Below are 23140 nucleotides of genomic sequence, written 5' to 3' on the forward strand. Positions count from 1 at the left end.
ATGGATTGGGTCTTCTACCCTCTCGCGGGTGACGCCTGGCCGAAGGCCGACGAGGACGCGCTGCGCCAGCTGGCCGCCGAATGGGATCAGATCGCGCAGCAGATCGCGACGGCGAGCGCCGGGTTCAACCGGCTCGCCGAGCAGGTCACCGCGAATGTCGGCGGCGACGTCGCGGCCAATTTCACCGAGTTCGTCGGCAAGCTGAGCACGATCGGCAACGGCTACATCGCGCAGGCACAGCAGCAGGCGGCGGCTCTGCGGGAGTTCGCGCTCGATCAGGAAAATGCCAAGTACAGCATGCTGATCGCGATCGTGGTGACCGCGGCGGACCTGATCTGGGCAGCGTCGAACCCGTTCACCGCACCGCTGATCCCGGCGATCTGGGGGGCCGGACGCGCCGCTGTGCAGGCGGCCGAGAAGACGATGATGGAGCGCCTGATCAGCCTGGCCGGCCAGCTGGGCCGCGGTGCTGCGATCGAGGCGGCCCAGGAAGCCGCGGAGCAGGCGCTCGCGGACGTCATCCAGATCGCACAGGGCAACCGGGATGGGCTCAGCAAGGCGGTCTGGCAGAGCGCGGTGATCGGCGGCGTGGCCGGCTTGTTCGCCACCGCGGCGCACGGAGCGCTGGGCAGGCGCGGCAACACCGCGCTCGGGGCAGGCGGTGTCGAAGCAGCGACCGAAGTCGTGGCCGGTGTGACCGGTGCGCTCGCTTTCGGCGGCGGTTTCGACAGCCTGGGCTGGGGCGCGCTCAATGGTTTCCTGAGTGGCACAGCCACCCATGGTGCCGGTCGTTTCGGCCAGAAAATGCACGACAAGTACGTCGGTGACGGCGCCAAGGGGCCGGATGCCGGCAGTTCCACCGGTGACATCAAGAACGACTCGTTCGGCGACATTCAGATTCCGAACGATCCGGCGCCGTCGTACGAGGATCGTCTCGGCGACCAGCTGGTGACCGATGAGCTTCCGCCACCGTATTCGGAAAAGCCCGGGGGCGCTCCGAGCAGGCCGCCATCTTTCGACAGTGGAATCGCGCCGCCGCCGTATTCCGAAGCGCCGCCACCCTATTCGGAATCGCCGAGCGGCCAAGGGGGCGGGCAGAATGCGGCTCCCCCTGGGGTGCATACCGGAAACGAAGCGCCATCGAGTGGTGCACCCGTGTCCGGAAATGGTGGATCCATCGCCGGTGGCGGTGGGGCTTTCACCGGGAATGGTGGCCAGCCGGGCACGCGGAACACGCCCACCGGGCCGGCTCCGTCTGGTCAGTCTCCGGCCAGCGGCGGACGGCCCACCTCGACCGGTTCCACGCCGAGCGAATCCGGCTCGACGCGGGGGAATCCTCCGCAGGCCGGGAACGCCCCCGGTTCCGTCGCACCGCCGGTGGCGGGCAGTTCGCCTGGTGTGGTGAATTCGCCGGTTACCGGCAATTCTCCGGGTGCAATGGATTCGCCAGGTGCAGGCAATTCTCCGGTCTCGAGCCATCCGTCGAGTGCGGGCAATTCTTCGGGCGTGGTGGATTCTCCGGTCGGGGGAAACTCGACCGTGTCGCCTGGTCCGGAGGCAGGCAATTCGCCTGCGATCGGCGGCCATTCCGGTGTCACCGACGTGGGATCGCCCGGAACTGGCACCTCTGTCGACGGTGGACTGCCCGGTTTCGGCGGCCCAAGCCACTCCGACAGCACACCGGTGCCCGGCGGCCACTCCGAGGGCACCCCAGGGACGCTGGACGGCACTCCGGGCAGCCAGGCCGGGAACACTCCAGTGGCGCCGGGGACGACTCCCGGGAGTCACTCCGATGGCACTCCGGCCGCGCCCAGCAGCACTCCGGGCAGTCACTCCGGCAGCACTCCGACGGTGCCCGGGACGAGCCCCGGCAGCACCACGACGACGCCCGGGACGACTCCGGCCGGCCACCAGGGCAGCATCGGTACGCCGGAGGTCTCGCACACCGGGCCGAGCCTTGGCAGCGGCGAGACACACACCTCCGCCCCGGGCCAGGTTTCCGGCCCGGGTCCCGCCCCGTCGTCGGAGAGCGGCCGCCCCGGGTCGGTCGCCCCGTCGCCGGTCGGGGAGCACGCTGGTTCGGTTGCTCCGTCGCCTGTGGGCGAGCACGCTGGTTCGGTCGCCCCATCGCCTGTGGGCGAGCACGCCGGCCCGGCCGTCCCACCGCCTGTGGGCGAGCACGTCGGTTCGGTTGCTCCGTCGCCGGTGGGGGAGCACGCTGGTCCGGCCGTCTCACCGCCGGTGGGGGAGCACGCCGGTTCGGTCGCCCCGCCGCCCATGGGCGAGCACGCTGGTCCGGCCGTCTCACCGGGCACCGGGAGTACCGTTCCGCCCGCGACCGTCGGCACGCACGAGTCGAACGAGGGTGCCACTCCCGGGTCCTACACGGACACCAGCGGTGTCCCGGCCACTTCGCCCGATGCCGGCCGCAGCGGGACCACCGGGCCGCACTCGACCCCCGCCCCGAACACGGGATTCACCGGCGACACCCCGGTTGGGCAGCACTCGGGTACCACGCCCGACCAGCACTCGGGCCTGCCTGGTGGCACGACTCCGGGGCACCGCGAAGGCGTCGACACCGAGATCGCCGGTGGTACCACGGCCGACCAGCACCCGGGTTTCAGCGACGGTACGGTTCCCGGGCGGCACACGGATGGCACGCCTTCCAGGCAGGACTCGGCCGCCACGAACGAGACGACCACCGGGCAGGGCTTCACCGGGAACACCGCGACCGGCCCGAACGCGGGCGTCGAGAACAAGGCGACCGGCGGACCGAACTCCGGTGTCACCAGCCCGTCCACGAACGTCAACCAGCCGAACACGGGCTCCACGACCGGGACGCAGCCGTCCGCGGACACCGCGACCAAGTCCGGCGTTCCCACCGGCGACCGGACGACGCCCCCGCCGGTTTCGGGGAGTGTCGACGGGGTCAGAACGTCGTCCGGCCCGGTCGATTCCGGTGTCACGCACGAATCCTCCACCGTGCACGGCGTACAGACCAGCACGGACCTGCCTGCCTCGTTGCGGCCCGGCAGCGATGTCCCGGCGGATTCGAGCCAGTCGCACGTCGGCGGGGTCCAGCACGACGGCGAGACCTCCGGCAGGCCGGCGGAAACTCCTGTCACGCATCAGGATCCGGCGAACGCTGGGCCCGGCCAGCCGAGCGTCCACACTGGACAGCAAGATGCCGGTACCGGGCCTTCAAATGTCCGCAATGGACAGTCGGAAACGCCCGGGACCACTCCGGCCGGTCCTGCGCCGGGCCGGAACGTGGACGCCAAAACGGAGTCCGGTACGAAGGGTGATACCTCCGCCAAGGGGACCACGCCAGCGTCGACCGGCCGGAACCCGGCCGTCTCGGCCGATAAGACGAACGAAAAGGACAGCAGGCGCGCAGAGCGGACGCCGGATCCGGCGCCGAGCCTGGCTGTGCAGCCGGTTTCCGAGCCGGAGATCCAGGCGGTGGGCGAGCGGTTCCTGCAGCGGTACGAGCCGGCGGTCGCCGATTACCCGCACGAGTTCAGCTCGGTGAAGGAAGACCGCCTGCGGACGCTGCTCCAAGGTCCGGATGGGCTGGTTCTGGACCGGCAGGCGATCAGCGATCGATACGGTCCGCGGGTCCGCCTGGTCGTGGACCAGCTCCTGCACGCCGAGGCCGACCGGCCGGGGCAGGTCCGGGCCAGGGCTGAGCGGATCGCGCAGGAGCTGGATCTGGCGCGTCCGGACGGTCCGGGGCTCAAGGGTGGTGCTCCGCGCTCGCCCGGGCGTCAGCACCTGGAACCGCCGCCGTCGCCGCATTCCACCGGGTCGGAGCGGTCGCCGCGGTCCTCCTACGACGGCCCGCCGGACCGGAGCCGGATGCTCGAGGATCGGCGGCCGTCCTCGCAGTTGTCGCGCAGCAGTGAGCCCTCGCCGCATTCGAGCCTGCGCCGGGCCGAGCAGCTGTTGTCGATCCCGGCCGTGAGCGATCCGGTCAGCCGGGAATGGGTGCTGCGGGCGGAACTGGAGCAGCCGGCGATCGTCGACCACCCCGACTGGCGGGCTTTGCGGCAGCGGATCGCCGCGCTGACCGAATCGGACTCCGCCACGGTGTCCAAAGTGGACAAACTTTCGGACGAGAACCTGGGCGACTTCTCGAAGTCGCTTGCCGGGATCAATCTGGAGATCGGCGACTTCAGGGTCGGTATCCGGGTCGTCGGTATCCGGGAAGGCGATCTGGCGCACGAAGCGCGGGAAACGGATTCCACCTCCTCGCGGCAGGTGTCCTACGAGACGCAGCCGGATGAGACCTCGTCCACCGATTCCAGGGATCGCACGCCGATCAACCTCTCGGGCGTCGCGTCGTCGTTCATCCCGTCCACACCGGCCGGGAAGCCCGGCTTTTCCGTGGAAGGGCTCGGGAAGGAGACGCACGACTCCATCTCGATGAAGAAGACCCGCGGGCACAAGGTGTCGACGTCCGAGGACCTGCGGAGCCGGACCTCGCGGCGCCACGTGACCTACGAGATCACCGCCATCCCGAAGCCGGGCGGACCGTTCAGCCGCGGCCGCAAGACCGCCTCCTGGGCAATGGACGTGCCGGTGCGGCTGTCCTGGCCGACGCATGACGTGCCGGCCGAGGGGCTGCCGGATCCGGTACTGCTCAGCTATTCTCAGGATCCGTCGCAGCGCAAGTCGGTTCAGCACGTCCGGTTCGCCGGGCTGGGTGATGTCTTCGACACCGTGCGGCAGAAGTACGGGCTGGAGAGCACCGACCCGGAGGTCGAGAAGTTCCGCACCTGGTTGAACGACCTCGGCCCGGGTTTCGGCGACAAGCTGATCAACGGGCAGGTCGCGACGAAGTCGTTCAGGTTCAACGAGCCCGGCCCAGCCCTGTTCTCGGTCGCGCTCGCGCCGCCGGACGGGGTGCCCGAACTGCGCACCGTCCCGGTCGGGGTGGGGCTCAAGCGCATTTCGCATCAGCGGAACGTGAGTGGTGAGTACCGCCAGTCCCATGCTTCGAAAGAAAAATGGGGTGGGGCACTCACTCATTCGGTCGGTGAGGAAGTCCACGGCGTACCCGGTGTGAAGGCCGGCGGAAAGCTGTCGTACAGCAAGTCGAACACCGACACGCGTAACGAGACCGAAGCGTACGGGTCGGCGAAGACCTCGGCAGTCGAAGGAAACTTCAACTCGCACGACCTCGCGTTCGACTACGTGCTGACCATGACGGACCCGAAGACCAACAGGCCGGTGGAGCCGGCTGTCCCGGGCCCGGAAACCCGGCGCAGCACCGATGGCCCGTCCGCGACGCGGGTGCCCGGCAGGGCAAGGCTGTGGCTGTCCCGGCCGGGCGAGACGGAGTCGGCCCCGCAGTCCGATACGGAGTCCGAGCTCAGCGGCCGCAGGCCCAAGTCCGGCATTCCCCGAGACGAGGTGGCCGACCAGTTCCATGCCTCGTGGCTGCTGCCGGTCGAGACGCAGGCCAAGCTCATGCGCGAAGTTCTCGGGCCCGCGCTGCACTCCCTCGGCCTCGATCGCGAACTGAGCGGGGTCCAGCACCGTTTCTCGGAATTCCTCAACGAGAACGCGAGAACCCTGTTCGAGCGGGGCGATCCGGTCCGGTTCCCACTACCCGGGGACAAGGATCTGTACTTCGACGGACATACGGACACCGGCACCGGCGAATACCGGGGCAAGGTCCCCTGGCGCGAGATCGACCACAAACTCGTCGCCAGTGACGCGACCCAGCTCGACAGCCAGCGGATCCGGCAGATCGGTGCGAATCTCAACGCCGAGGGCCAGGTGGCACTGGCCACGCTCGGCGGGGATCTCGGTGTCTCCCAGGAGCGCTCCGACGGCGGGGACGTCTCCCGGACGGTGGAACTCGAGCGCTCCCGGGCGGCTGCTCTGCCGGATCCGGATTCGCCGAAGCGCGGCGACGGCGATGTGCACCGGTACGGCTATTCCGCGCACATCCGGGCGCGACTCGGCCAGGACGTGGACCAGCTGGACAACCAGCAGTGGAGCACGTCTGCCGAGGTGCAGGTCCTCGCCTTGAAGCGGCGGGGCGAAGGCGTGGACGTCCGCCGGGATCCGGCGCGCCGGGAGACCGACTGGGACGAGGTCGACTCCGTCGACCTTTCGCACGCCCGTCCCGGTGACCTCCCGCTGGATTACGACCTGGAGGCCTTCAAACCGGTTCGCCACCTCGGCTCGACCTTCAAGAGCCTGCTGAAGCCGCCGGACGCGCAGGGTCGCCGCGCGAAGGCGGGCGAGGCGATCAAGCAGCTGGCGCTGGGATCCAGGGCGTCGGCACTGGGTGCGCATCGTGGCGATGCGAAGGACAAGGACGTCTCGCACGACGCGGTGGAGCGGTGGGCGGGCTCGGAGGCCCGGCAGGCCCGGATGGAACTCGCCACCCGCTCGTCGGACGTGCTGCCGCTGGAGAGTTACAACGACCAGGGGTTGCTGGGCAGCCGGGATCTCCTCGGCACCGGGTCGCTGACGACGCGGTACTTCAACCCGCGGGTCATCGACCGGGAAGAAGCGCACCAATTCAGCCAGACGAGGAGGGTGCGCACCGAGGTCACGACCTCGCATTCCCGCTCGACCGGCGTCAAGGCGACCTTCAGCACCTCCTTGGACACCGGGGGCAAGGCGAGTGTCGGTGCCGAGGCCACCGCGGGCTACAGCCGCGGCCCGAGCGCGAAGATGTCCGTCACGGGCACCACCGAAAGCACCGAGTCCGATGTGGAACGCGGCTACCTGGTCGAGTACGACGCGCACCACCTGCTGGACGTGTCGGTGCACGAGAGCACCACCGGCCCGCTCGGCGACCAGCATCCGCGGACCTCGGCCGATCAGCGGAAGGTCAAGTTCGTGCCGGACGCGGTGCGGGTCTGGGTGCGGGCCGGCGAGCTGTCCACCGTGGGCGAGCTGACCGCGCACGATCTCACCAATCTGGATCCCGCGGACCGCGAGCGTTATCTGGCCGCCCGCACTCCGTCTACTGTGGACTCCGAGGTGGTGCCGGAGAAGCAGCCGCGGTCCGAAACGCAACCGGAAACCGAGAAGGAAACCGAGCAGCAGGACGAGAAGCGGCCGGAGGCCGAGCCCGCAACGCCGGCCGGCCGCAAGGGCGGCCTGCCGGAGGCGGCCGAGCGCGGTGCCGGGTCGATCGGGCCGGGGCGCCCGGATGTGGTGCGTGACTTCCAGTCGAAGCTGCGTAAGGCCTTGCGCAGCTGGGAATCGACCGTCGCGCAGCCGGAGGCGCGAGAGAAGTACGAGAAGCTGCACGACCGGTTGGTCGCGGACCTGGGCCGCAAGCTGTCGCAGGGCGGTTTCGACGCGATGGTCCGCGAAATGCGCGGCGGCGGCCTGCCGGTGCACGGCGAGCGCATCGGCGATTCCGGCAAGCTGGAGCAGCTGGGGGTGCTCAAGGCCCGGGTCGTCGGCGGGCGGCACCTCGGCGAATCGGCGCAGTACAGCCAGACCGTCACGGTGAAGACGGGGAAGAAACCGGTCACGGGCAAGCAGTCCAGCTGGACCAAGGGCCTGACGGGGAACGTCACGCCGACGATGCCCTCGCTGCCTGGTGTCCCGCTGCTCGACAAGGCGCTGGCGCCGAAGGCGGGGGTGAGCAGCAAGCACACCAAGAGCACCGAATCCAGCGACGAGAAGCAGTACACCACCACATTCCGCTGGAGCGGTCCGGCGGAAGTCCACGGCGCCGATCTGGAAATCGAACTGGAACTGTTCCCGCACGCGCGGTCCGGTATGTACCGGCGGTTCATTCCGTTCCTGCGCCGGGAGCCGGTGAACGGTTCCTTCGACGCGGGCAAGTTCACGCTTTCCGATGACGCGGTGCGTTTCAAGTCACCGGAATACCTGCCGGTGCGCAGCGAGCCGGTCGCCTCGCAGGCGGAGGGCTCACTGCGCGAATGGTGGGCGGCCCAGGACGAGAAGGGCGTGCACGGCTTCCCCGACGAGGCGGCGATCGTGCCGTTGCCCGCCAACGCGCCGAAGTTGCACCAGTGGGTGCGTGACCAGGTCGGCGGGCTGAACTCGCGGCGCGCCTACCGGTTGCTGCTCGGTACCGGATCCGTCCAGGTGAACGAGCAGTTCCGGGACACGCTTTCGCCGCACGGCCTGGTGGCCGACGTCGAAAGCACGACGGTTTCGTCGGTCGCGATCAAGAGCGACCTCACCAATCTGAAGCTGCTGGGGGAGATTCCCGGCGCCTCGATGGAGCACGAGGTCACCGAGCCGCACAAGACGGTGGTCAAGGGCAAGAAGGACACCACCGGCGAGGCGCACCTGCTCTCCGACGCCGTGACCGCTTTGACGACGAAACCGGAAGGGATCACGAAGGAACTCGGCAGCAAACAGACCGAGGCGCGTACCGAGACTTCGCCTGCCAAGAAGTCCTCCGGTAAGAGCTACCTGGTCAGCGCGGAACTGAACTGGGATGTCTCGCGGACGAACCGCAATTCCCGCAAGTCCGTCGAGGAGCGCATCGACCAGGACGGCCAGATCTGGCTCCGGGTGAACGAGGCGGGTCTGAAGGCGCTCGGGTTCGACGTGCCGGCGGTGGTCGCCCAGAAGCCAGCGGAGTCCGGGCACGACACCTCGGTGAACGACGACGCCGCAGGGAAGCAGTTCACGGAAAAGGGTTCCGGGCCGAAGGGCGCTACGGCCAAGGACGCCGAGCCGGATGTCCCCGCGGCCACGGACCCCACGGACCCCAAGGACACCGCGCGGAAACTGCGCAGCTTCGGTGCCGTCCTCGTGGCCGACGACGGTCCGTCCACCGCGCCGGCCCGCCCGGCGACGGCGTCCACGACCTTGTCCAACCGCCCGCAGAACCCGGATACCGGGGTGGGAATCGATTCCGGACGCGGGTTCGACGCGGTCCGGGAAAGCAATTCGAGCGCCAAGCCGTCGTCGTTCAACCGGGTCCGGCCCCGCGCGTTGACGGGCGAAGAGCAGGCCGCGGTCGACGCCGCCCTCCGGCATTACGCGCCGATCATCGGGGCACAGCGGGCGCATTCCAGCCGCGCCGGTGTCGAGCAGGAAGTGCAGAACATCGGCGGGGTGACGGTCGGGCTGGAAAAGGGCCTTCCTTCGCTGGGTATGGGCGGCGAATACATCGGGTCGCACCAGACGGTCAACCTCTACGCGTCCGCCGTGCTCAGCAAGGAATTCGGCGGTGGCGTGCGGGGCCTCGAAGGCATCGTGACCCACGAACTGTCCCACGGTCTGCTCAAGTACGCGCTGAAGGATTACCAGCGGTACGTCGGCAGCTGGAATGAGGACGGCAGCCCGTTGCGGCGTCCGGAAGCCGAGCCGCCGATCACGTCGTATGTGCGTACTGCCTCGGACGACTTCCGGACGTCGATCATGTGGCACGAACTCGGCCGCGATCGGCTGGAGAGCCGGTCGCCGCGGCGTGCGGACTTCGTCGCCCGGCTGGCAGCCGAGCACCCCGATGTCTTCGTCCGCGGTGAGAAGGAGTCCGCGGGTGCTTTCGCGGCGCGGGTCGCCCGTGAACTCCATGACCACAAGCCGGAATTCAACGAGCACACCGGTTACTGGCACGCCGACGGCTCGCCCGAGTTCGCCGGCGAACGCCCGATCACCCGCTATGGCACGACGAACCCGAACGAGGACATGGCCGAAACGGCCAAGTACTACTTCCTCGACCCGGATCGGCTGCGTGCCCAGGCCCCGCGGCGGGCCGAGTTCTTCGACCAGCTGGTGGCGAGCTGGACGCCGGAGGGCAAACAGCCCGAAGGGCCAGTGGTGGTGGCCCCGCCGTCGATTGCCGGGAGGCTCCCTCTCGTCAGGAACGAATCGTTCGACTCCGCCGTCGACGTTTCCCTCGAAGCGGAAGACGTCACGCTCGCGCCGAAGCCCCCGGTCGACGACGAGCCGGGCATCGAGCTGCAGGACCTCCCGCCGCGGCGACCGCAGCCCGAGCCGCAGCCGGATCGGAACCTGCCGGCGATCCCGGAAGACGCCGAGCTGACCCAGGACGCCACCCCGCCGGACGACCGCGACGAATCCTCCGCCGAGGAGCAGGACCGCCGCCCCTTCGCCGAGCGGCTGCCGCGGTTCGTCCGGGACGGGGACGCACTCGGCTCGGTCGTGCCGGTCGACGTGCAGGGTGGCCCGGACGTGGACGCCGCCATCCGCAGGCTGGTCCAGCGGGTGGATCCGCGACGGGACGCGATGCCGGAGCCGCGCGGTATCGACGCGATCGTGGATACCCTCAGCGGCCCCGGCTTCGAGTCCTTCCTCCGGGGCCGCACCTCGATGATCCGGGTGCGGGACAAGTGGTACGAGGTGCACGTCCGCGCCAAGATGCACCTGGACGGGGTCGACGCCACCCAGGTGCGGCCGGTGACCGAGAAGCTGAACACCGATCTCAAGGACGAAGCCAAGGTCACCCACGCCCAGGCGAACACCGACACCACCGCGTCCCAGATCGGTACCTCCTACTTCGCCGCGTTCCCCGCGCTCGGCCCGTACGCCTCGATTTCGGTCTCGGCTCAGCTCGCCACGCCGGCGATCGAGCACAAGTCCACCGTCACCGGGACCGACCAGCGGGTGATCCGCTCCGCCGGGGACCAGCAGCGTGCCGAGGTCGGGGTCACCTTCGACATCACGGTGCGCACCGAGACCGGCACGATCACCGGGACCTCGGTGGAGGGCGGGGTCGGGCTGGTGCTCTCCACCGACCTGGGCAAGATGACGGCGCCGGAACTGGAGCGGCCCGCCGACCCTGCGCCGGACTGGGCGAAGAAGGTCGAATTCCTGGTTCCGGAAGCCGTGGTGCTGGACGAGCGCAGGCTGTTCGAGCGGGTGCGGGAGAATCTGCCGCCTTCGGTGACCGGTTTCAGTGCGCCCGGCCGGGCCGTGCTGCGTGATTTCCTGAGCGGCCCGGTGTTGCGCGACGCCGTCGGCTCCGCGCTGCAGGGCGGGAAGGTGACTTCGAACGACCTGCTGAGCCCGCACGCCGCGCACCGCGATGCAGTCCAGCTGACCGCGAAGCCGACCGATGTCGAGCTGCTCGGCGTGGTACCGGGGAAAAGCGAACTGCGGTTCAACGACTCTTCGGTGAACGCCGGCAGTACCGAGGCCGTGTCGAAGTTCGGGATGGATGTGAGCCCGACGTTCGGCGGCGGCGCATACACTCCCGGCGGCGTCGGCGCGGTCGGCGGCGTGACCGGTTCGCTGGCCCGCAAGCGCGGCGAGACTTCGCTCAGCGGCAGCAACGTCACCAGCAAGTCCTCGGTGAACGTCAAGGGCGACATCGGCTTGTACAAGCTCACCGTCGACGTCGGGATCACCTCTTCCACCGGCGACACGGTCACCGTCCCGGCCACCGTGTACACGCGGATGGGGCTGCCCGAGGCCAAGGCGCAGGGCCTGCCGGTGCCCACGGGCACCAGAGCCAGGTTCACCTTCACCGGCGCGCGGCACGAACCTCCGTACCTTCTCGCCGCGGCCGCGGCCGGGCACGTGCACGCCGGGACGTTCGTACCGGCGACCGAGCTGCAGCCGCAGATCGAGAAGGCGTTGCGGGATCAGCCCGGGTACGCGAAGTTCTTCCCGCGCTGGGACAAGCTGCAGCGGGACAACAACACCGGGGCCAGCCGGGAGGTCGGCGAACGGCTGGCGAACCTGCGCAAGCTGACCGCGGCCTTCTCCCCGGCGGCCCTGCGGTCCAAAATGGACAGTCTGCTCGGCCCCGGCGTCTCGGTGCAGTTCAAGCGACATGGGCTGTTCACCGACGAGTACATCAACGTGACCGTCAAAGCGAAGCTCTCGCCGGGCCGGCACCTCGGGCAGGCCAGTGGGCGGTCGGTACGGGCCAATGCCGAGACGAAGCCGGAGATGGGCAGCGCCACCAGCACCGAGCGGGGCTGGGGGATCGGTTTCGAAGGCCGCGTCGGCCTGCCGACCAACACCCCGCTCACCTCCCCCGGCCGGCGGATCAGCCCGTCCGTGACCCCGGCGCAGTACATGGATATCCGGACCTGGAAGAACTCCGGCGGCCAGACGGTGTCCAGCGCGGTGACCGCGGGCGGCCATGCGGACGCACAGGTGTTCCGGCACGACGTCGAGTTCGAGGTGGAGATCACCCGCTATACCCGCAACCGGCCGTGGGTGAAGCGCCTGACGCCCGGCTCGCCGCTGCGGAGCACGCCCGAGGTGTCCACGATCGCCAAGACCGGTGATCAAGCCCTGCCGAAGATCTCCGGCGAGGTCGATCTGTGGATCAGCGACAGCTCAACGTCTCGGAAGAACCCCGCGAGGTTCGCGCCGGGCGCGCCGGGGACCACCGCGTTGCGCGAGGACCAGGCGCCGAGCATCGACGAGCTGCTGACCGGGCACCGGGCGAACCAGCAGGAAACGCCGCCGCCGAAGTTCCTGTATGCGGAGGCCATCGCCAACACCGAGCACCTGCGGGACGAGGCACTGCGGCAGCTGCAGCGCGCGGCAGGCGGGGACGCGGTGCTGGGCCTGCCCGGCGGCGAGGCGCGCAAGCGGGTGGACCGGCTCTTCGAACCCGAGGGGTTCCGCGCGAATCTGTCCAGGTTCGTGACCCAGGGGGCGCAGAGCGGCGGGTTCCGCTACCAGCGGCGGCTGGCCGACCGGGTCGGCGGGCTCGGCATGGCGGTGTCGCTGAGCAAGCCGAAGGTGGTCGCCGTCACCGGTGCCGGCTCCGGCAATGAAAGGATACACACCGGCGGCACCAAGGCGACTTACGAGAAGTCGCGCGAGCAGTCGGTCGAAGGCAATGTCCAGGCCGGTTTCAGCGTCCGCCCGGACCAGAGCAGTTCGTCCCCCCAGGGCCAGATCTACGGCATGGTGCGGTGGAGCCCGTGGACGCGCAAGATGACCATGGCGGAGGAACTGAGCGCCACCGTCGAACACCTCCGGGGTTTGCCGTCCTCCAGCCGCACCGTGCTCGTCCAATACGACGCCGATGTGAAGCTGGCCGCGGAAAGCCGGTGGGAGAGCCTCATCGACGGCAGCACGTCGAAGGCAGGCGCGCACGTCAAGCTGCCCGGCGCGGTGTACGTCCGGATGAGCGAGGACCAGGCGCGCGAACAGGGCTTGCTACCCGCTGTCGAGCCGCGCTCGCCCGCTCCCGGCACGATGGCCGCGCCCGCGCTCGTCGGCGGGGACTCCAGCTCGCTCGGCGCCGCGGTGGTGGAGCACGCACCGGACCTGTCGAAACTGGTCGCCGACGCGCGGGAGAATCTGGGCCGGATCGGCGGGAAGCTGCTGCCGAGGTCGGTGCTGGACGACTCGATGAACAACCTGCAGCGCACCCTCGACCTGGCCGCGCCGGACGCGGTCGCCGCACTGGTGGACGGTGCGCTGGACGGTGGGGCCTCGCTGACCGTGCACGACACGGAAATCCTGTCCACCGACCGCTATCGGCTGGAGCTGAAGGCGACCGTGGTCGGCACCGAGTTCGTGGGCGTGGTGCATGACGGCGGCACCATCGGGCACACGGTCTCCGCGGTCGGGGCCGGCAAGCGGAAGAAGGCCACGGGTTCCTCCTGGGGCGGCCATGCGCGGCTCGGCGTGAGCGGCCGGTTCGTCGACGACCAGAACAGGACCAACGGCTACATCGGCGCGAACGCGGGCCTGATCGGCGGGCGGGCCAAGAACCAGCAGTACGTGGAGAATTCCACGGTCACCACGAAGAACGGCGCCACCGCCAGCGGCCCGGTCGCGCGTTACCAGCACCGGGTGCGGTTCGATCTGGTCGTTCAGCGCGGTGGCCGCGAGTATCCGGTCAGCTCGCAGGAATCCGAGCTGACCGTGCGGACTTCGGCCGACGACCAGAAGATCGCCGGTCCGCTGGAGCGCCAGGCCAACCTCCATACCACGCGGTTCAACGAGCTTCGCCCGATCGCCGCGACCCCGGCGAACCTGGCTTCCTGGCGCGACGCCGGTGCCCCCGGGCTGCCGGAGTCCTCGCTCGTCGAGGGCGTGCGTGGCGCCGCCGACGTCCTGGGGGCCGCGGTGCGGGCGATGCGGCTGGCCGGTGCGAGCAACCGCCTGACCGATCCCGACACCGGCGCGTGGAGCACTCTTTCCGCGGCGATCAGCAACGAGATGCTGCAGGCGAATCTGCCGCATATGTCCGACGGCCCGTTGCGTCCGCCCCGGTTGCACGAATCCTCGCGGTGGGGGAAGAACGGCAGCGCCACCATCGAAGTGCACTCGCGGCTGGTGCACCCGAAGCTCGTCGCGCTCAGCGATTCGGTGAAGCTGGAGCGTTCGGACCAGCTTGTCACCACCGCCGCCGCCGAGTCGGAGAAGACGGTCAGCGGCAAGAACCAGGTCACGGTCGGCTCCGGCGGTGTGTCCACACCGAGCAAGCAATCGCACTCCTGGGGCGGTGCGGATCTGCGTACCCCGGCCAACGTTCCCGACCCGACGTCGAGCACGGCCGGTACACCGCGGACGGTTGCCGCGCAGCCGGACGACCGCACGGGGCTGGTCCAGTACGGTGTCAATTACCGCGTGGTGGCCAAACTCGGCAACGGTCAGTTGGGGGTCGTCGACGTCACCGTGCCGGCGTCCGTGCGGGTGCGGATGACCGCCGACGACCTGGAAGCCGTACTCGGTACCAAGCTGCCGGATTCACTGACGACGGCGCAGGACGCGGTCAAGGAAGCCGCTGAAAAGTGGCGCGACGCCGAAAAGGAACTGGAAGAAGCACAGCACGTCCTCGACGACGCCTGGCTGGCGGAGAACGAGAGCCTGCGGGCGCTGGCCGAAAATGCGTACAATCGCAGTGTCAGCGATGGGTGGCTCACCGATTACGAGGACGCGGGGACCCTGGTCGCGGACGAAAGCGCCAGCGTCCTCACCGGCCCCGCCGTGGATCTCCGCCGGGCTCTCGACCAGGCACAGGACGAAGTTCGCGACGCCGCCACGGAACTGTACGAGCGACAGGACGAACTGGCGCGCTGGGAGTCGATCGGCGACCAGTACCGCGCGCTGGCGGCCACCGAATCGGACCCCGCCGAGCGTGACCGCTTCCTCCGGCTCGCCCGCGAGAACCAGGCCGAGGCGGACGGCATCCGCGCCAGGCTGGCCGAGCGGCAGCAGGTGGCGCGCGCCCGGGTCGACTCGATCGCCGATCTGCTGGACCCGTACCGCAACGAGCACTCCGAGCACCGCGCGTTGCAGGAGGAGGCACGCACCAGCGCGGAGACCGCCCGGGCGAAAGCGGACGCGGCCCGGCAGCGGTGGTGGAACGCCAAGTCCGAAGTGGACAGCCGGCTGAACTCGCACCAGTGGCCGCTGCGGACGAGCACCCGGGTCGATCCGCGGGTCACCGCAATGCGGCGGCACGGCGCGGTGCTCGTGCACGACTCCGACGACGAGGGGCCGCTGGGGCCGCCACGGCTGGTGGTGGACGAGGTCTCCGGCACGGCGTCCGACGGGGAGCAAGGGTCGTCGAGTCCGCAGCTGCTCCGGCCCGGACCGCCTCGGGTGGACCTGAACACCAGCGAATTCGGCGGTTTCGTATCGTCCTGGATGGACAGTATCGACGCGCTGGTCCCGACGGTGCCGCGCCGGAGTTCCTGGGCGACCATGGTCTCCCAGGGCGACGACGAGTCGCTGAGCAGCGAGCGGCTGAACGGCGAGTTCGGCATTTCGCCGCGTAACCAGCGACGGCTGCGCAACTTCGCGGACCGCTTCGGGGTCGTGCTGGAGGTGCGGCCGACCAACCCGGAATCGGTGAAGTGGCTGGAAAAGGGCGCGATGCCCAAGCCGCTGACCATGAAGGCGAAGACGATCAGCCCGATCGATGTGCACCTGGGTGCGCGCGAGGACCAGATCGGACTGGTCGGCTACTTCCGGCCGCAGCTGCCGCCGGCGGAGGTCCTGGACGCGCTCGACGCCGACGTGCGGGACGCAGTGGCGCGCCGGTACGACGCACGGAACACCGAGTACGACGCGCTGGCCGAGAGCATGGACGCCTACGCGGAAAGCGGGCAGTTCCGGGTGGTGGACGGGGTGGTCGAAGGTGCTGTGGGGCGCGACAGGTTCGTGCCCGTCACCGCGGATCTCGACATCTACCACATCCGCCAGCCCGACGATGGGGAATACCTGTCCGAGGAGGCCTACAACAACGTCTACTGGCTGCTGTCCCATCGCGATGTGGGGGTGCAGCACGGCGCGCATATGTACTGGCAGCCCGAAGATGAGTTCCAGCAGAAGATCTTCGACGACATCGTCAACAAGCATCAGGAGGGCGCCCTCGGCGGCGAGCCGTTGATCCGGTTCGCGCCGGGTGAGCCGCCCACGGTGGCCTACGCCGACCGGCTGGAAGACTCCATCGCCTCGCTGGCGCGTCGCGGCTCGGTGCAGGTACCGGACGAGGCAGCGGAACCCACCGTGTTCTCCGGCCTGGACCAGGACACCGGCCTGCCCTACGAGTTCGACAGCTCCGAGGTCGAGCATCACCCGGTCCGGTTCGAGGGACGGGTCGTCGGCGTCTCGTTCCTGCCGGAGAGCGAGCAGACCGCGGACGTCGAGGCGGGCTGGGTCGCGAACAATTCCGGCAAGGTCGGTTCGCTGCCGGAGGGCGCGACCTCGGAGCAGGTCTCGCAGCAGCTGGAGCGGGCTCACACGTACGGCGTCACACCGGAGCTGGCGGGCCGTCGCTTCGGTGAATGGGCCGACGAGTCCGCTGCCCCCTGGGACGACGGCTCCTTCTTCGTCTTCGCGCACGGCCGCCCGAAGACGGTGAAGCTGCGCTTGCTCAGCGGCCGCACTGTGCGGGTCGACGGCGACACGTCAGCGCAGATCTTGGTGAAGTTGGCGCCGTACGCCCAGGCGCAGGCGAACACCCGGCCATCGCTCACCCTCATCGCGTGCAGTACCGGTCAGGGCGACCAGGCGGGCGATTTCGCGCCCGATTTCCAGCGTGCACTCAGCGACCTTGGTGGACCGAAGATCGTGCACGCGCCCACGAAGCCCACGAACTTCGGCCAGGAGCCCGCGGCCCTGGGGAGGGCGGTGGGTGCCAAGGGCGGTTTCACCACGGTCACCGACGGCGGGCGGTTCCGGACCTTCGGCGGCCGGCCCGGCGACGAGGCGATCGTGGGGCTGGTTCGCGACCTCGCCCGCGACCATCCGGTGACCGTCCCGGGCAGCGGGCCGATTTCGTTGGCGGACCGCCCGGGCACCGTCGCGCTGGCGTCCACTGTGGAGCGTCAGCTGGCGGACGAGGTGGCCCGCACCGGCGTGCTGCGGCCGAATTCGGTACGCGACCTCGTCGCGCGGCACGAGCGGCCGGACGTGATCTTCTCCGCCGTGCTGACCCGGCTCGCCGCGCAGCACGGCCCGGCGCTGCACACCCTGGTCGACGCCGAGCGTGATCCGCGCACCGGGGAGTGGGTGCGCACCGAGCTGCCACCGATGGCGCACGGCCTGGTGACCGTGACCGGCAAGGGAACCTGGACCGATACGCAGGTGTCCCGGCCTGCGCGGTTCAACCCGGCCTGGAGCGCCGGCCCGGCCAGGGACACCGCCGCCGTGCCGGTCCGGCCCGATCCCCGCTCCTACGCCGAAACCCTGGTGGAGCACCACTACGACGGGGTCGAGCCGCCGCCGGTCACCGTCCCCGCCGAGCGGGCACCGCAGTTCAAGGCCGATGTCCTCGCGGAGCTGAGCAAGCTGCCCCGCATCGATTCGGGGGTCTCGCCGGAACCCGACGCGGACCTCGACCCGATCGAGCTGACCCGGGTCGATTCGGGGGTTGCACTGGACGATCTGGTGGTCGCCGACCCGACCCGCCTGACCGGCCAGGTCGGCGGCGCACCGGACACCGTCATCGAGTTCGCCCCGGGCACTGTGGTCAGCACTGGGCTGACGAACCCGGACGGCACCGTCGGCGGCCTGACCTACCTGGCGCCCGACGATGCGTCGGCGGTGCAGGAATGGCTGCACCAGCAGCGCGGGGAGAGCCTGCTCGTGGAGGCCGATCTCAAGCAGGTGCGGGCGTTCACCGACGCGGCGCACGCCGATCCCGGCGCGCGGCTGAACGGCCGGGGCCGCGGGATGGGCGGGATCCGGATTCGCCCGCCGTGGGCGGACGAGCGGACCTTCATGATCAGCGGTCCCACCACCGACACCCATGCGCGGATCGAGGTTCCCGGACCCGACGGGCAGCCGGTGGGAGTGTGGGTGGACGGGCGCACGCTCGCCGCGCATGTCGCCTCCACCCCCGAATTCCAGGCCGCGCAACCGGATTCGTTCACCTTCCTGAACGCGTCGGGCCACCGTCGCGGGCCGGGCGGGCTCGCGTACGACTTCCAGCAGGCGATGGACTCCTTCGGTGGCCCCTCGGTGGTGCACGCCGCCACCGATGAGGTGCTTGCCTCCAGCCGCGTGACCACCGAGACGAGCACGCCGTTCGGACCGCTGCTCGGCGCGAAGGACGAGGCTTTCACCGCGGTGGCCCGCGGTGGGCACTGGGAAACCTTCGGTCGCCCGGCGGATGTCGATGCGGTCGCCGAGGAACTGGCCGGTGCACTGGACAAGGGCTGGCACTACGCCCGGACCGACGCCGGGGAAGGACGGATCCCGCTCAGCGATCGGGCGCGCACGCTCGACCTGGCCGCCGAGATCGCCGTCGCGACGCGGGACGGCAGCTCGCCCGCCGTGCTCAACGCGCTGCTCGACCGGCTTGAGCACCCCGGTGTGGTCCTGTCCGCGGTCGATCGCCACCTCGGCCGCCCATCACTGTCGGAGACCCAGCGGAACGCGTTGCAGCTCGCGGCCGAGCGCGGCGCGAAATTCCACGACGAAAACCGGGAGCTCGCCCAACTGCGGGTGGCCTCCCTCAACCGCACCGCGGGCACCCGGTACCCGGTGGACGACCCGGCGGCGATGGACCGCATTCTGGAAGCCGCGCACCTGAACCTGCGCACCATGGACCTGACGCGCAACATCGACTTCGCCCGCGTTCCTGCCGATGCGCCACGCGAACCTGGCAAGCGGGCGCCGAGCTGGGCCGAGGTGCTGACCCGTCAGGACCGGTTCCCCACGTTCTGGGAGTCCGGGTCCACCACCGATCCGCCGTCCCGGTCCGGCCGCGGCTGGGTCGAGGAGCAGCTGGGCTACGGCCCGGTGCTCGGCCGCATCAGTGGCGATCCGGCCAACCGGCATGACGAGACCGCCGACTTCGCGCCTACCGCGCCACACGAGACTCCGGTGTACGCGGCGCTGAACTCCGGGCTGCAGCACGGTGGTACGTACAGCTACGGCGCGAGCGTCCTGTACCTCAAGCCGGAAGTCCGGGAGCGGGCGACTTTCACGCCGAGCGACAGCGCCGCTCGTGGCCGTCAGGGTGTCGAACGGATCACCGACGCCGATCACGTTTACGGTCTGCTGGCCTACGGTCCCTCGGACAACGTGCGGCTCGCGCTCGGCAGCGTGACCGGGTTCCGGTACGACCCGGAGATGGCCGCCGACCTCCAAGCCGACGGGTATGCCGCGTTCGGGCGCCATTTCGAGGCGCAGCTGCACGGTGGCCTGTCCTGGCACGACGTTTCGCGCATCGTGGTCAACTACGGGGACCTCCACGGGAACGCATCGACGAACCTGACCCAGGAAGAAGCCATCGGGCTGGTCGCCTACCTGAACGCGCACCGCGACGAAAAGGGTTACGACTTCACCGTCGAACTCGGCGAGGAGATCGGCGAACCCGGCGGGCTCTACCGCGCGGAACAGCAGCGCGTACTCGACCTGTTCGACATGGCCGAATTCGGCCCGGTCGAGCAGCGCACCCTGGCCGAGATCGACCGGATGGCCAACACCCGGCCGTTTTTCGCACGAGCCACCCCGGAGGAGATGCTCGACCTCGCCGGCCGGTTCGGGATCGACACCGCGGAGCCGGACCGGGCGCTGGAACGGCTGTGGGACCACGTCCACAGTGCGGTGTGGTCGGGCGGGGTCGTCCCGCGACCGCGCACCGAGTCCGGCTCGCTGTCGACCTCTCCCACCTCGGTGCTGGTGGCCGATGGGGAAGGCTCGGTGGTGGCACCGGAAACCGGGTTGCCCACCCCTCCGGACACGCCGTTGACCATCACCGAGGATCGGGTGCGGGCGGAAAACGTAAGATTCGAAGAATCCGATTTGCCGTTGGCCCGGTATGTGGTGGACCTCGTCCGTGGGGTTCCGGTGTCGGGCCGGTGGGCCGTGGCCGTCGTGAAAGAGCTCAAGGAGCGGCGCGAGCGTGGACTGGAGCCGGCGGATTTCCGGCTGGAACTGACCGGCCTGAAGGCGACGCTGGACAGTCGCCGGGACGAGCTTGTGTCGGGGCTCAGGGACGAGGTGCGTGCCGAGGCGCGTGAGCAAGGGTTGGACGCGGATGAGCTGTGGCTGGATGTCGATGTTGCTGAAAACAGGGGCAAGTTTGCGCTTGGTATCAAGGTGGTGGAGCACGATGATCCGCGGCATGCGCTGGAGTCCTATGCGGGGATGACGTCGCTGGTGGTGCCTTTTGCGCGTGACGATGATCGTATTCCGGTGGCTGCCCGTCCCCGGCTGGCGAAGATGCTCGGTGGGTTCGTCCGGCGGCTGGTTCGGCTGCACCACCGCGAGGGCGTCGCTCAGAATGCTCTGCCGGTGATGCTGCTCGATCTGCGTTCGAGGAAGAAGAACAGGGGCTGGATCACCAAGCTGGTCAACAAGGTTGTGCGGGAAGAGTTGCCGTCCGACTCAGGGCTGACGGTGGAGGAGGTGATCAAGGGGCGCTTCCAGTTGCACCTGGGGGCAGCCCAGCATGGGCAAGGACTGTTCCTTGATGAGCTGAGGAGTCCCCAGCCAGAGATCGAGCCGTTGCCGGAAGGCGTGTACGCCCGGGTCGAGAGGGCTAAAGCCGAGGCTGAGATCGATCGGTGGAGCGGGAGCTACGACAAAAAGTCGAAGACGTGGCTGGGTGGGGACGATGCGCGTGCGGGGATGCGGGACGCAGCCGGCCGGTCCGGGGACAGGGCGCGCGGCTTGAAGCAGAGGGACATTCGGCTGACCGTCCGCCAGAGAACGCCGGTCCCGGATGGTGTGCGTACGGGTCTGCACCTGTTGATGGAGGATGAGCTGCGGGCGGCGTTCACCGAGCGTGGTGTGGCGCAGGACGAGCTGACGTTCACCTACTTGACGCGGCAGAACAGGCAGGGCTGGACCGTCGTCAGCTTCGCCATGTACCAGACGCCGGACGAGTCACTGGAGAATTACGGCGACACCGTGACGGAGCTGACCGAGCGCTTCCTGGACAATTCGCCGATGGTGTCGACGGCAGCTGGGCAGCGGGTCATCAGGATGGCGCGGTACCTGGCCATGCAGAGACTGGCGGGCAGCGACGAGGTCTTGACGGTAGATGTGGTGGTGCCCCGGCGAGAATCCACCGGGACCATATTCGGAGGGCGTTTGCAGCATGCCGACACGCTTGTCCGGGACGGTGTGGCCTGGGCGCTCGCCGAACTGGGCCCGTCCGATCTCACGGTCGACGAGGTGCTGGACCAAGGAGTGCGGTTCAAGGTTCACCACGGTCCCCGTGCGGTGTTGCTGGCCGATATCCGACCGTCGGTCGTCGAGGTCCCGTCCGGCCTCGAGCAGCAGTCGTGGATGTTCTCCAAGCTGGAGGTGGGCGAGCAGCAGCTCGACGATAACGGCGTGGGGATGGTGCGGTACGGCCATGATCTGGGTGCCTGGATGCTGGAGCTGCAGCCGGACATCGCATTGCCGGACGTGCGGATTTCCGTTGGAGGGAAGGCCCCGTCCTCGTGGGACGAACGGCCGGCGATGCAGCGGCAGGCCCGGGAGTATCTCACCGGGCTTCTGTACCAGGGCATGCGTGCGGCCGACGCCGACGGCCGGACGCTGTCCGAAGAGACCCTGAAAAGCCTTCCGATCACCTGGCTCGGGTACCAGTACAACGGCCCGGATTCGCACGCGGGCAAGGTGACGGTCCGGAACTACGGCATGCCCGGGATGACCCCGGCCGACTACCGTGAGGCCCGCCGGGTCACCTTCGAACTCGTCATCGGCAGCCGCGGTGCGGAGCGGATTCCCGCGGCTGTCGAGCAGCGGCTGGGGTGGAAGCTGGAAGGGGACGTCGCCCGTTTCCTGCTCAGTTCGCAGGACCGGCGTCCCAAGCTCCTGATCGAGGCCAAGACGGGCCTCGACCTCCCGCCGGTGCGTAGGCTGGTGAAGGAGAGGCTCCGCACCGCGTTGCAAGCCGCAGGGCGTCGTCCGGCCGAGGTCCGGACCCTGCTCGGGCAGGTGCGGTTCGAGCAGGTTGCGGATCTTGAGCACAGTGTGCGGGTCAGCACTGTCGGTGGGGATTCTCTGGTCGATGGGCGGTCTCTGTTCGCGCTGGACAACATTCCGTTGAATACGTGGGGGGAGGAGGATTTCGGTTTCAGTTTTGGGCAGTCGGAGGGGCCGGATGCCTTGCTGGGGCCGGGTAGCGTGGCGGATCCGGTTCCGTTGGGTGATGTGGTTTCGGGTTGGCTGGGTTCGGGTGTTCTGCGTGGTGTGAGTGTGGTGCGTTTGGTGGATGGGGGTGGTCGTGATGCGGGGGTGTTTTTCCCGGACCCGAATGCGGATGTGGATGAGGCGGAGGTGGTGCGGGCTGCGTTTCTTGCGAAGCGGGGTGGTCAGGGTGGGTATTCGATTGTTGCGCATCGTGATGAGCAGGGTTTGCGTTATTGGCGGGATGGTGTGGAGGTTCGGGTTAATGACGCTGGGTTCTTGGGGTTGCTGGTTGCTGCTGGGGTGCCGGATGGGCCGGGGTGGCGGCAGTCGAAGGCGTTGGTGTGGCTGAGCTGCTGGGAGGCTGACTGGGGCGTGGGCGGTCCGTTGGAGCGGTTGAATGTGCTGGTCCGGGATATGGTGGGCTATACGGGCGTGGTGCTGGGGCCGGAATCCAGGGTGAGGGTGTGGGAGGACGGGACTATCCAGTCGGGCCCGTTCGTCGCGGTTGATCAGTATGGGAGGCGGGTCCGTCTACCCGGCCATTCCTCTGACGGTGACGGCTCGTCGGTGGGGCTCGGGCCGGATTCTCCGCAGTCCACTGTGGATCAGCCGATGGGTGGTGCGGAAACCG

General features: G+C 69.2%; 1 protein-coding gene (running past one end of the window). It reads left to right on the forward strand.

The window, feature by feature from the left end; genetic code table 11:
- A protein-coding gene (locus ATK36_RS18480; protein ID WP_141544481.1) for a scabin-related ADP-ribosyltransferase crosses the window boundary here: on the forward strand, positions 1-23140 show its 5' end (the start). 61706 nt of this gene lie beyond the right edge of the window; only the first 23140 of its 84846 coding nucleotides appear in the window; its start codon is at positions 1-3; the stop codon falls past the right edge of the window.

It is taken from the genome of Amycolatopsis sulphurea, assembly GCF_002564045.1.
In the GTDB taxonomy this organism is placed as follows: Bacteria; Actinomycetota; Actinomycetes; order Mycobacteriales; family Pseudonocardiaceae; genus Amycolatopsis; species Amycolatopsis sulphurea.